Here is a 12,317-nt window from a genome sequence, read left to right as displayed (position 1 = left end):
CATCAATTCTCAGTCTGCTCTTCTCCGCGTCCTCGTATGTTGAATCCATCTACCCCGTGTGGTGTCATGGGACACGCGGCGGGGGCCGCTTCGGAGCGTAGCGACGAAGCGGCCCCCGCCGCGGCCGGCGACAGATCGATCGCGTCTGGGGCCTCAGAGCCCGCCGCGGAGCTGGATCGTCGTCGGCATGGTCGTACCAGCCCGAACAGCCGTTTGAGCCGGAAGCGTTCTCGAAACTCTCCGAGCTCGCATTTACGAGATTGGGAACACGCCATCGACCCCCGCATCCACATCGGCATCGACGTCTCCAAGGCACGACTCGATGTCGCCATGTCCGACTCCTCTTCCCTCCTGGCCGTCGACAACGACCTCAAGGGCTTCCTGAAACTCCTCAAGCAGCTCCCCCCACCCGACCGCTGCCAGGTCGTCATGGAGGCCACCGGCACCTATCACTTCGACGCCTTCCTCTGTCTCAACGATCACGGGTATCACGTCGCCGTCGTGCCCCCCATCCGCGTCCGCGCCTTTGCCACAGGGGCCGGATGGATCGCCAAAACCGACGCCATCGACGCACGCGTCCTCGTTCGTTACTCCAAGGTCGCCGAACTCCAGATCACCGAAAAACCCTCCGATTTCCAGCTCAAACTCCACGCACTCGTCACTCGCCGACGGCAGCTCGTCGACCTCCACGTCCAGGAGTCCAATCACTTCGAAGCCGCTCGCGACAAGGCCGTCAAAGACGACATCGAGCAAACCCGAAACATGCTCAAAATACGCATCACTGCCATCGAAAAACAGATCGACGATCTCTGCGACTCCGACCCCGATGCCAAACGCCGCGTCGAACTCATGACCTCCGTCCCAGGCATCGCCAAACGGACAGCCGCCGTGCTCCTCGGAGAACTCCCCGAACTCGGCGACGCCAACCGCCAGCAGGTCGGAGCACTCGTCGGCGTCGCCCCCTACAACCGCGACAGCGGCAAGTCCTCCAAACTCAGATCCATCCGCGGCGGCAGAGCCTCCGTCCGTTCCGCTCTCTACATGGCGGCACTCACCGCCTCACGCTGCAACCCCGTCATCAGACCGTTCTATCGCAGACTCAAAGACGCCGGTAAGCCAAGCAAGGTCTGCCTCACCGCCTGCATCCGCAAACTCCTGACCATCCTCAACGCGATGATCAAATCCGACACCGCCTGGAACCACGGACTCCAAAATGCGTAAATCTCACAAATCCACCTTGACCAACAACACAGCCGCTCCGCGGTGAAATCTTCTTCTTCTTCTTCTTCTTCTTCTTCTTCAAAACCGTGATACCCGATACGGACGGTGATCGACATGCGGCTCGACCCCCGACATCAGCTCCGCCACCAGCCGCCCGGTCCCCGGCGCCATGCTCAACCCGAGCATATTGTGTCCCGCGGCGATCCAGACATTGTTGTGAGCCGGGCTCCGGTCGATGATCGGCAGGCTGTCCCAGGTCATCGGCCGCCAGCCGTACCATTGTTCGAGGACCGGCTCGCTCCACGGCTCCTCCAGGTAATGCGCCGCCCCCCTTCGGAGCATCTCCAGCCGCGCCGGCGAAATGCTCCGGTCGTAGCCGGCGAACTCCATGATCGAACCGATCCGATAGCCGGTCTCCATCGGCGTCACCGCGACGCGATGCTCGGGAAAGATCATCGGAATTCCCGGACAACGCCCCGGTCTTGGCATCGTCAGCGAGTACCCTTTTCCCGGCTGAATCGGAATTCTGCACCCCAGCTCCGTCTCCAGGAACGGAGTCAGCGCGCCGGTCGCGACCAGGAACCGGTCTCCGGCGATGACTCCGTGCGAGGTCCGCAAACCGGTCGACTGACCGTTGCTCCGCTCGAAGCCCGTGACCTGCACATTTTCTCGAAACTCCACCCCCGCCGTCGCCAGCCGCTCGCGCCAGCTCGTCAGCAGTTTGTCCGGCCGCAGGTGGGCGTCGTGGTCGTAGTACCACGCGCCGGCCACATCGGGTTTGAGAGCCGGTTCCAGCTCCAGCAATTCCGCGGCGTCCATGCGCCGTGCCGGGGCGTGGAAGGTCTCGCTCAGGAGCTGATTGGTTTCGGTATAGGCAGCCAGGGCCTCCGGCGAGCGATAGACAAACAGCAGTCCGCGCCGCTGCCATTCGCATTCGAGCCGCTCCTCGTCGACGAGAATCTGGTACTCCGCCAGCGACGATTCCAGCAGCGATTGAATTCCGTGGGCCGCGCTCAGCATATCTCCCCGGTTGCATTGCCACGCGAAATGCCACAACCAGCTCCACAGCCGCAGATCGGCCCGTGGCTTGATGCTGAACGGGGCGTTGGGCGACAGCATGGCTTTGAGCGCCGAACGGATCGCCCCCGGCTCCGCCAGCGGCAGCACGTGGCTGGGGCAGACCAGCCCGCAATTGCCATGCGAACATGCCCGTCCCATCCCCGCCCGATCGAGCACGGTGACCCGAAATCCCGCACGCGACAGATAATGGGCGCTCGCGGTCCCGATGACGCCCCCTCCGACAATCACCACATGCCGGCCGGTGTCGCTCATCGACGGATTCCCATCTCGAACGGATCTTCCGGATCGAGCAGCAGGGTGGCTTCTGCATTGACGTACGCCTTCCCGGTGATCAGCGGAATGCACCGGCCAGCCTCAAGGCGATACTGGCCTTCGAACGCGCTCCCGACCAGACTTTCCTGCCGCCAGACGTCTCCTTCGGCCAGCTCGCCGGCAGCCGCCAGGCAGGCCAGCTTGGCGCTCGTCCCCGTGCCGCACGGGGATCGATCGTAGGCTTTGCCGGGGCACAGCACAAAATTCCGGCTGTCATTCGCCGGGTCGACGGGCGGCCCGAACAGCTCGACGTGATCGATTTCCGCACCATCCTCTCCGGTCACACCCTCGCGGACCAGCGCCTCGCGAATGCGCCAGGTGAAATCCGTCAGCGCCTCGGCCCGGTCGACGGTAAGCGACTGCCCGTGCTCGCCCACGAGGAAGAACCAGTTCCCACCCCAGGCGACGTCCCCGGTGATCGGGCCATGTCCCTCCACCGGAACCGTTACGCCAGTCCGGAATCGGTAACTCGGAACATTCTCCAGCGTCACCCGCGACCGGCCGTCGTAGTCGAATGCGATCACGCCGACCGGCGTTTCGAGTTTGTGCCGACCGGCGACAATTCGGCCGAGGTGTCCCAGGGCGACGGCGACGCCGATCGTGCCATGTCCGCACATCCCCAGATAGCCGACGTTGTTAAAGAAGATCACGCCGGCGACGCACGTCGGATCGACTGGCGGGCAGAGCAGCGCCCCGACCATCACATCCGAGCCCCGCGGCTCATTCACAATCGCCGACCGGTACTCATCGTACTGCTGGCGGAATGCCTGGCGACGTTCGGTCAGCGACCCGTCTGGCAGCGGCGGTCCGCCGGCATGGACGACGCGCGTCGGTTCTCCGCCAGTATGGGTGTCGATGACTTCGATGCGACGCACGGAATTCGCCTCGTCTCGTGATTCGGCCCGGGCTCTGGTTTCGGAGACACTTCAGTCTGTGCAAAAATCTGGCAATTACAGCTTGGGCCGTGTCGCAATTCCGTGCCTGATGATCCCCAGAATTCGGTCCCGCTCGGCCCCTTCCAATGGCAGCCGCGGGGCGCGCGTGCGTTCGCTCCCCAGGCCGCATTCCTGGACCGCCAGCTTGATGTACTGCACCAGCTTAATGTCCGTGTCCAGATGCAGCAGCGGCGTATACCAGCGATAGACCTGCAGGGCCTCGTCCCACCGACCGGCCATCGCCAGATCCCACAGCAGCCGGTTCTCGTGCGGGAACGCGTTGACCAGCCCCGACACCCAGCCGACCGCCCCCAGCAGGGCGCTCTCCAGCACCAGGTCATCCACGCCGCTGAACAGCAGGTAGCGGTCGCCGAGCAGGTTCTTCAGATCCGTGATCCGACGGACGTTGTCGGAAGACTCTTTGACGGCGACGAACCGCGGCTCATCGGCCATCTCGGCCAGCAGGTCCGGCGTCAGATCGACGTGGTACGCGATCGGATTGTTGTAGATCATGATTGGCAGTTCGCTGGCCCGCGCCACCGCGCGAAAGTGCGCCATGGCTTCCCGCCCTCCCGCCTTGTAGATCATCGCGGGGAGCACCATCAGGCCGTCGACCCCCAGTTTTGCGGCGTCATCCGCAAACCTGCAGGCCATCCGCGTCGAATTTTCAGCAACGCCCGACAGAACCGGCACCCGCCCATCGACGTGGCGGACAACCTGACGCAGCACTTCCCGCTTTTCGGAAGGTTCCTGAACGGCGTTTTCGCCGACCGATCCCAGCATGATCAGCCCGTGGACGCCCGCCTCGATCATCACATCCAGGTGTTTCAGCGTCGACGGAATGTCCAGCGAGTCATCGTCATGAAAATGGGTGATTGCCGCCGGATAGACGCCATGCCAGTTGACAGTCATCGCAAAAAGCCTCATTTTGTAAAGAAACTCAATCGCGGCGGGAAAAATCTCAGGATTCGGGTTGCACACACCGGTCGAATCGGGGAGTCTGGATATTATTTTGTGTGCAGAGTGTTTTCAAGGCTGTGCGAAACGATTGATGGATCGCAACTGATCGATACCAGCTTCTGTCGAGCGGCCCACTCGCGAACGCCGCCAATGCGGACTCGATCACCACTCGGACAACCCTGCTGATGCAACAGACCACCCAGGACCGAAAATCCATTCGGTCGACGAGCCTGGCCGATTTCATCCTTCATGACCTGCAAACCCGGCTCTGCAGCAACGAGCCTCTGCCGGTCCGGCTGACTCTGTCGGCCCTGGCCACCCACTACGGCGTCAGTTTTACGCCGGTCCGCGAAGCCGTCGACGAACTGGTCGACCGGGGTTACCTCGTCCGCTCGGCGTCCGGGCGGCTGAGTCTTTGCGCCGACCTGCCCAAGCCCGATGACGATGAAGCCGCCTCGCCGCCTCCGCAAATGGTCAACTGGGATGCCGTACTCACCCGCTATGCCCTGATTGAGAGCCTTCGCGGCGTGCCGGTTCCCCTTCGAGAAGAGGCGATTTCTCAACAGTTCGGCATCGGCCGGACTGTTCTGCGGCAGGTGTTTCATCGGCTGGCGGGCGCCGGCCTGATCGACTACCTGCCGCGCCGCGGCTGGCGCGCTCGCCCGTTCCGCGCTCAGGATCTTCGTGCCTATCTCGACGTCCGGGTGACGCTCGAGCTGAAGTCCCTGGAACTCGCCTGGCCACGACTCGACGATGCGAAACTAACCGCCATGCTCGCAGGGAATCTGCCCGCAGACGGCATCAAGGGACCCCGGCTCGACAATCGACTGCATCAGTACTTCATTCAGCTCGCCGACAATCGCTACATCAGCGATTTCTTCGCGCAGTACGGCGGCTATTACCGGGCTCTGTTCGATTACGTCACTCTCGGGGAGCATGTGGTCCGCGAAAAAGCGGATCAGCACTGCGAAATCCTCCGCTGCGTCCTCGCTCGCGATTTGCCGGGCGCTCAGGCGGCGCTGGAATACCACATCCGGGAGCAGGAACCGGTCGTCCTGCGCATGATGGCCAAGCTCGAAGCGGACGGCGCTCCCGCGCTGGACTGAGTCGCCCGATTGGCTCCATTCGCCTCAGAATCGTCAGCCGGCATTCGCTGACATCCTGCGATTTGTGAATTGTGAATTCCGCAAGGCTTGTCTTGACCGGATTCCGCGGATTGTGAATATACCGTGAACGAGTCCCGCTTCTGATCGCCTTTCCTGATTCGCAGGAATCTCGCCGTTCTGCTTCAACTGCCACTGAACGGAGGCCCGAATGAGCAAGCACATCTGGTCGGTCTGGCTGGCTGCTGGCGGCGTCTGGGTGCTCTATCTCGGCTGGTTGTCCGGATATCAGAGCGGCTACGAAGAAGGCCACGCACGCGGCTGGGAATTCGGCCGCAAAGGAATCCAGCAGCTCCAGCGTGCTGAACTCTACGCACAGCGCGCTGCGACTCTGTCCGAGACCCCGCCCCATCTCGACTGACTCCAGTCGCCCGGAGCCGTTTGACGGGGGAATGCTAATCGGGCTGCTGAGGGGCCGTCCTGGGGCGGATCTTGAGCTGGATCCAGCGATGATCGCTCAGCGGAGACCAGCCTAGTGCGCAGCTCTGGACTTCGACGCGATCCGTAACCCAGGCCTGGTCCAGCGCCAGAACGGGGCAGGGGAGGGGCCAGGTCGGCGCGTAGCCCCGTCCGTGGCTCCGGAATGCCGGACGCCCCCACTTGCGGCACAGCCCGGTCCAGACCGAATCGTCGGGCGTATTGAGATCCCCGACCAGAACGGTGGGCTCGTCGCGACGCTCCTCCAGGAGCTTCCCAAGCTGCGTCCAGCCGGGTTTGCGCGAAAGGTACGGCGCCCCGGCGAGATCGATCAGCAGCAGTCGGACCGGCTGACCCTCCTGCGACAGGATCAGCTCCGTTCCCCCGATCATCCCCGGAGCCCACGGCAGCGGTTTCACCTCGGCAGGGCGTCGCGAGATCCACATCAGTCCCCCGGGCTGCCGATAGAGATACCGGTCGGGAAACGTCGCCCGCCAGTCCTCGCCGGAGAGCAGCCGCGAGTCGGACTCGCACAATGCGATCACATCCGCCTTCGACTCCCGCAGTTCGTCGAAGAGGTTGTTCCACCCATGCTGGCCCCGCGCCACATTCCAGAACAGGATCTCAAGTCCCGGTTCATCTCTTGCCGCCGCAGGCCCGTTCCAGACCCATTGACTCCCCAGCGTCGCCGCCAGACACGCCAGTGACAGCAGAGCCGACCACCGGCGGGCCTGACTCCGGCGGGGGGATAACCCGACGACCACAAACCAGCCAAACGTGATCATCGGCCACGGAGTGGCATAGAACAGCATCGAAGCCACCGGCCAGCGGTCTGCAATCGTCAGCCGCAGCAGCAGCGTCACCAGCAGTCCGACAGCCAGCCAGCGCGCAGCCTTGGACCTCACGGATTTGCGTGGAGGTGATGTGGACTCGTCGTTCGATGACGATTCCGTCATCCCACAAGCTCGGGCACGACCCGTCCATGCACATCGGTCAGCCGGAAGTCCCGGCCCGCAAACCGGTACGTCAGCTTTTCGTGATCGAAGCCCAGCAGGTGCAGCATGGTCGCCTGCAGATCATGTACGTGGACTTTGTTTTCCACCGCCTGAAATCCGAACTCGTCCGTCGCGCCGTAGACGAGCCCCTTCTTCACGCCCCCCCCCGCCATCACCACCGTGAAACCGTGATGGTTGTGGTCCCGTCCGTTGATCTTGCCGGCGTTCGCCCCAGGTTGCGGCAGTTCCACAGTCGGCGTTCGACCGAACTCGCCCCCCACCAGAATCAGCGTTTCGTCCAACAAACCGCGCTGCTTGAGATCCTTGATCAGTGCCGCAATCGCCTGGCTGCACTGTCCCGCCAGACGGCGGTGATTGACTTCGATATCGTCATGATTGTCCCACGGCTGCCCGTCGCCGTGCCAGAGTTGCACGAATCGGACGCCCCGTTCCACCAGCCGCCGCGCCACCAGGATCTGCCGGGCCTGCACTCCCGGACCATACGCATCCAGAATGTGCTTCGGTTCCTGAGTCACGTCGAAGGCGTCCGTCGCCTCCATCTGCATCCGGTAAGCCAGCTCGAACGAGTGAATCCGGGATTCGAGCTGCCCTTCGTTCGCCCGCGCCTCGGCGTGCCGACGATTCAGCTCCTGCAGCAGATCGATCTGCCGCCGCTGCTCGGTACGGGGCATGCCGTCGTTACGGATGTTCTCGATCAGCTTCTCGATCTCGGTGTGCCGCGAGTCGATGTACGTCCCCTGGAACACGCCGGGCAGGAACGCCGACCGCCAGTTCTGCGCCCCGGTGATCGGCAGCCCGTTCGGGCACATGGCGATGAAGCCCGGCAGATTCTGGTTCTCGGTCCCCAGTCCGTACGTCACCCAGCTCCCGAAACTCGGCCGCGTCAGCCGCGCATCGCCGCAGTTCATCAGCATCAGCGACGGTTCGTGATTGGGCACGTCGGCGTGCATCGAGCGAATCACGCACAGCTCGTCCGCGACATCCCCCAGATCCGCAAAAATCTCGCTGATCTCGATGCCGCTCTCGCCGTACTTCTGGAACTTGTAGGGCGACGCAAACGCGGCTCCCGTCTTACGCTCGGTCCGCAGATTCTCGGTCGGCAGGCTCTGCCCGGCGTACTTCGTCAGCGACGACTTCGGGTCGAACGTATCGACGTGCGACGCGCCGCCGTTGAGAAAAATGTGGATCACATGCTTCGCCCGGCCGTCGAAGTGGGGCTGATGAGGCATCATCGGCGAAACCGGCGCCGCGTTCGCTGGCTTCACGCCCGCATCGCTCAGCAACCCCGCCAGGCCCAGCGCACCCATGCCGGCGCCGCATCGCTGCAGAAACTCGCGTCGCGTCGCCGGCAACCCGGCAATGTGCGGCAGGGAGAACGTGTTCATCGCAGCCTCCACCAGTCCCTGCTTGGCGGGACCGGACTGATCGACAGGAATCGGTTAATCGACGAAGACAAATTCGTTCGTCAGCAGCAGGATCTGCGCCAGCCGATCCCACGGCGTCAACGCAATCTTCTCGGTCGGCGCATTCTGCACAAACTGCAACGCCAGCTCGGCCTCGGCCGGACTGGGATCCCGGGCATAGGCCCGCCGGTAGAGCGCCTGCACCCGCCCCGCGTCATGGTCGGCCGCCGCACAACTCTGGCCGGCCAGCCGCCGGGCCTGCTCAATCACAAACGGGGAATTCAACCCGAACAGCGCCTGCTGCGGCACGGTCGTCTGTGGCCGCTCGGGAGCGCTGGTGTCCGGATCGGCAAAGTCGAACGAACGGAACACTCCCGGCAGATCATTTCGATTCACCATGCTGTAAATCGTCCGCCTTCGGTTGTCGACCGCCGTTACATTGTCCAGCGGCCGTCCCTCAAGCATTGGATCAAGCGCCCCGCCCGCCGCCAGCAACGAATCCCGCAAAGCCTCGAAATCCAGCCGCTGACGCGGCATGTGCGACAGCAGCCGATTCTCCGGATCGACGGCGTCCGCGCCCGCGTCGCCCCGTGAAGACTGCTGGTAAACGCTCGACAGGACGATCAGCCGCTGCAGCGCCTTCAAACTCCAGCCGTGAGCCTGCAGTTCCGCGGCCAGCCAGTCGAGCAACTCCGGATGCGTCGGCGGCTCCCCGCGAACTCCGAAATCCCCCGGCGTCGCCACGATGCCCCGCCCGAAGTGGTGCTGCCACAGCCGGTTCGCCATCACCCGCGACGTCAGCGGATTCTTCGGATCGGTGATCGACTTCGCCAGCTCCAGCCGTCCGCTCCCCTGCTGAAATTTCGACTCCGACGATTCCGACAGAACCTGCAAGAACCGCCGCGGAACCTGCTTCCCGCGCCGACCGGGATTCCCCCGGATGAGCACCACCGGTTCCACCGGATTCTCGTTGTCACGCATCACCATCGCCCGCGGCGGAGCGCCCGGCGACGTCGCCTTCAACTCCTCGACTTTCCGCGTCAGTTGTCGCTGTTTGTCGCGCTCGGCCCGGTTAAACAGCTTCTCCGCCTGCTCCGCCGCAATCGCCGTCGGCGTGTCGTTCCCATACAGCACCTGCCGCAACGTCTCGTCCGCGGCATCCGGCAACGCCGTCGCCTGGGGGGTGGCCTTCTCGTGAGCTTTCCACTTCGCCTCAATGTCGGCCAGTACCTTTCCGTAAAGCTTGGTCACCGCCAGCAGACTCTCCGGCGGCTCCGCCAGCCAGGCCCCCCGCAGCACCGGATTGACCGCCTGAGCCGCGGCGTCATTGGGGTCCGCAAATCTCGCTTTCCAGCTTGCCAGCGCCGCTCCAACCTCTGCCGCCGGCAATGCACTGAGCTGCTGCCACGGCGCAAACACCGGGTGCGGCTCCTGGCCGAGCTTCGCCAGCCAGCCCTGCCAGCGGTCCACGGCCCCGCGCCGCGGATCGGGAACCTGCGGTTTGTCCGCGACCTCGGCCTGAATCCCCGGCGACGTCTTCCGTCCCACCGCTTCCAGGTAGTCGGCGACCTTTGTCCGCAGCTCGTGGTACACGGCCGACGAAGTCGCCTGGTTGAACGCCGCGATCTCCTGCTCTCGCTTCGCGAGCTCCGCTTGAAACGCGTCAAACGCCGCCGCCTCCCGCGGTTCGCCGATGATCGGCAGATCGCCCGGCTCGTGCGAAGAGGCAAAGACGCCGTACAGCGAGTAATAGTCGTCCGTCGGCACCGGATCGAACTTATGATCGTGGCACCGCGCGCAACTGACCGTCAGCCCCAGCAGCCCCCGCGAGACGACGTCGATCCGGTCATCAATGATGTCGTTCTGGTTGTTGAGGAACCGCCGGCCCACCGTGAGAAATCCCAGGGCCGCCTGCGTCCGGGGATCGCTCCCCGGATCGAGCTGGTCGGCGGCGAGCTGTTCCTGCACGAAGCGGTCGTAGGGCTTGTCGCTGTTGAAGGCGTCGACCACGTAGTCGCGATACGTATAGGCGTACGGATACCGCGGCTCTTCCGTAAACACGTAGCCCTTGGTGTCCGCGTAGCGGGCGATGTCCAGCCAGTATCGGCCCCAACGCTGACCGTAGAGAGGCGAATCCAGCAGCCGGTCGACCGCCCGCTCCACGGCGTCGGGACGCTCATCCGCCACAAACGCCGCCATGTCCTCCCACGTCGGAGGCACGCCCCACAGGTCGAGCGTCAATCGCCGCAGCAGCGTGTATCGATCCGCGGGAGCCGAGAACGTCAGCCCTGCCGCTTCCAGCTTCTCAAGCATGAAGGCGTCGACCGGCGACAGCACCCGGTCAGCCTGCCGCACCGCCGGGGGGACGGGCCGCCGGATCGGTTGATATGCCCAGAACTCGCTCCTGGCGACGGTCAGGTTGGTGAAATCGGGGCCGCTGGTTCCGCCGCCCATCGGCTTGTCGTCCGCCGGCCACGGCGCCCCTTGCTGGACCCACTCCCGCAAAATCGCAATCTCGGCCTCGGGCAGCTTGCCCTCAGGCGGCATCTGAACGTCGTCGTTGCTGTACTTCAGCACCTGCAGCAACCGGGAGCTGTCCGCCGGCTGCCCCGGCGCCAGCGCCGGTCCGGAATCGTTCCCCTTCAGGATCGCCCCCCGACTATCCAGCCGCAGCCCCCCTTGTTGCTTGGATCCGCCGTGGCACTCAATGCAACGCGCTACCAGCAGCGGACGCACCTGCTTCTCGAAAAACTCAAGTTGCGCCGGCGTTGGAGCTTCCTCGGCGACCGCGGTGCACGTTCCGCCGATCAGAATCAACCAGCACAGAAATCGCAGAGAACCGGGCATAGGAGTGACATCCGCAGGCGGGCGCAGGCAGGAGGGCAGGCAGGATTCATCGGCAGGCTTCCGTCAATCACTATTGTGGCATTGGAGTCATCCCCTGACAATTCCAGAACCCGCTGGTGAGCGTGTTGTTCGTGCGGTAACCTGTTCTGCTGACAACGGATGTGTCGATTCCCCTCCCCCCGCGGTTCCCTCCGACTGGAGACGACGAACGTGCCCTTCTTCCGCCGGGTCTCGCTTTCCGCCGTCACCCTCGCCATCTTCGCCTGCGGACTGACGACGCCGCTGCGCCTGGCCGCCGAGGAACCCGGCTTCGCCCCCCTCTTCAATGGCAAAGATCTCACCGGCTGGGAGGGGGACACGAAACTCTGGAAAGTCCAGGACGGCGCCATCGTCGGCGACTCCCCCGGCATTCCGCACAACCAGTTTCTGGCGACGCGCGAAACCTATGGAGATTTCGAACTCCGCCTGCAATTCCGTCTCCGCGACGGCCAGGGGAATACCGGAGTCCAGTTCCGTTCCCGACGAGTCCCCGAAAGCACCGAAGTCTCCGGCTATCAGGCCGATATCGGTGAGAAGTACTGGGGCTGCCTCTACGACGAATCCCGCCGGAACAAGATCCTGGTCCAGGCCTCCGAGTCGCTCGCGGCAAAACTCCGCAAGGATGACTGGAACGACTACTCCATCCGGGCCGTCGGAGATCACATCACTCTGACCCTCAACGGCGTCACCACCGTCGACTACCGCGAGCCCGACGCCGACATCGCACGCTCGGGAATCATCGCCCTGCAGGTCCACAGCGGTCCGCCTTTGAAGGTCGAGTTCCGCAACATCCGAATTCGGAAGCTCGCCGTCGAGTAGGCGGCCTGCATAACGCCACGCTTTCAAACTCGTCATCTGCGCCTCCGCTTGCGGTCGACGCGTTCTGCGCATTCTGCCATTATTCGGGAAAGTGGAAACAGGACG

Annotated in this window: 10 protein-coding genes; 4 read left to right on the top strand and 6 right to left on the bottom strand. The window is 63.9% G+C overall.

What is annotated here, in order from left to right; translation table 11 throughout:
• Positions 1–36 precede the first annotated feature (36 nt).
• Positions 37–1,221, top strand: a complete 1,185-nt coding sequence (locus SH412_RS17300; RefSeq protein ID WP_336519166.1) for an IS110 family RNA-guided transposase — start codon at positions 37–39, stop codon at positions 1,219–1,221.
• Between the two features lie 78 nt (positions 1,222–1,299).
• Here the strand turns inward: SH412_RS17300 and SH412_RS17295 are convergent, their stop codons facing one another.
• From SH412_RS17295 to SH412_RS17285, 3 genes are all read right to left on the bottom strand, one after another.
• Positions 1,300–2,553 carry an NAD(P)/FAD-dependent oxidoreductase gene (locus SH412_RS17295; protein ID WP_336519267.1) on the bottom strand — a complete coding sequence of 418 codons (1,254 nt, stop codon included), beginning with the start codon at positions 2,551–2,553 and terminating at the stop codon, positions 1,300–1,302.
• Positions 2,550–3,488 carry a proline racemase family protein gene (locus SH412_RS17290; protein ID WP_336519266.1) on the bottom strand — a complete coding sequence of 313 codons (939 nt, stop codon included), beginning with the start codon at positions 3,486–3,488 and terminating at the stop codon, positions 2,550–2,552. The genes SH412_RS17295 and SH412_RS17290 overlap by 4 nt, the downstream gene beginning before the upstream one ends.
• A gap of 75 nt (positions 3,489–3,563) precedes the next feature.
• Entirely contained in the window at positions 3,564–4,460 is an 897-nt protein-coding gene (locus SH412_RS17285; RefSeq protein WP_336519265.1) for a dihydrodipicolinate synthase family protein, read from the bottom strand.
• Between the two features lie 233 nt (positions 4,461–4,693).
• Here SH412_RS17285 and SH412_RS17280 point away from each other — a divergent pair, with 233 nt between their 5' ends.
• Both SH412_RS17280 and SH412_RS17275 read left to right on the top strand, forming a co-directional pair.
• Positions 4,694–5,614: a GntR family transcriptional regulator gene (locus tag SH412_RS17280; RefSeq protein WP_336519264.1), complete on the top strand. Its 921-nt coding sequence runs from the start codon at positions 4,694–4,696 to the stop codon at positions 5,612–5,614.
• Between the two features lie 208 nt (positions 5,615–5,822).
• Entirely contained in the window at positions 5,823–6,032 is a 210-nt protein-coding gene (locus SH412_RS17275; protein WP_336519263.1) for a hypothetical protein, read from the top strand.
• Between the two features lie 34 nt (positions 6,033–6,066).
• On the opposite strand, the gene SH412_RS17270 is transcribed toward SH412_RS17275, so the two are convergent.
• Genes SH412_RS17270 through SH412_RS17260 form a run of 3 tightly spaced genes read right to left on the bottom strand, consistent with a single transcriptional unit; the run spans position 6,067 to position 11,354 of the window.
• Positions 6,067–6,993, bottom strand: a complete 927-nt coding sequence (locus SH412_RS17270) for an endonuclease/exonuclease/phosphatase family protein (RefSeq protein WP_336519262.1) — start codon at positions 6,991–6,993, stop codon at positions 6,067–6,069.
• Between the two features lie 47 nt (positions 6,994–7,040).
• Positions 7,041–8,489, bottom strand: coding sequence for a DUF1501 domain-containing protein (locus tag SH412_RS17265; RefSeq protein WP_336519261.1), 1,449 nt, complete (start codon positions 8,487–8,489; stop codon positions 7,041–7,043).
• A gap of 54 nt (positions 8,490–8,543) precedes the next feature.
• Positions 8,544–11,354, bottom strand: coding sequence for a PSD1 and planctomycete cytochrome C domain-containing protein (locus tag SH412_RS17260; RefSeq protein WP_336519260.1), 2,811 nt, complete (start codon positions 11,352–11,354; stop codon positions 8,544–8,546).
• A gap of 210 nt (positions 11,355–11,564) precedes the next feature.
• Here SH412_RS17260 and SH412_RS17255 point away from each other — a divergent pair, with 210 nt between their 5' ends.
• Entirely contained in the window at positions 11,565–12,212 is a 648-nt protein-coding gene (locus SH412_RS17255; protein WP_336519259.1) for a 3-keto-disaccharide hydrolase, read from the top strand.
• Positions 12,213–12,317 lie beyond the last annotated feature (105 nt).

The sequence above is a fragment of the Planctellipticum variicoloris genome (genome assembly GCF_030622045.1).
Classification (GTDB): Bacteria; Planctomycetota; Planctomycetia; order Planctomycetales; family Planctomycetaceae; genus Planctellipticum; species Planctellipticum variicoloris.
The sequence above is the reverse complement of the archived record's forward strand: the minus strand, read 5'-3'. Positions and strand labels throughout refer to the sequence as shown.

Bases quoted from the DNA above. Each gene is read 5' to 3' on its own strand.
- SH412_RS17300 (WP_336519166.1), top strand. From the start codon at position 37: ATGTTGAATCCATCTACCCCGTGTGGTGTCATGGGACACGCGGCGGGG.
- SH412_RS17295 (WP_336519267.1), bottom strand. From the start codon at position 2,553: ATGAGCGACACCGGCCGGCATGTGGTGATTGTCGGAGGGGGCGTCATC.
- SH412_RS17285 (WP_336519265.1), bottom strand. From the start codon at position 4,460: ATGACTGTCAACTGGCATGGCGTCTATCCGGCGGCAATCACCCATTTT.
- SH412_RS17280 (WP_336519264.1), top strand. From the start codon at position 4,694: ATGCAACAGACCACCCAGGACCGAAAATCCATTCGGTCGACGAGCCTG.
- SH412_RS17275 (WP_336519263.1), top strand. From the start codon at position 5,823: ATGAGCAAGCACATCTGGTCGGTCTGGCTGGCTGCTGGCGGCGTCTGG.
- SH412_RS17265 (WP_336519261.1), bottom strand. From the start codon at position 8,489: ATGAACACGTTCTCCCTGCCGCACATTGCCGGGTTGCCGGCGACGCGA.
- SH412_RS17260 (WP_336519260.1), bottom strand. From the start codon at position 11,354: ATGCCCGGTTCTCTGCGATTTCTGTGCTGGTTGATTCTGATCGGCGGA.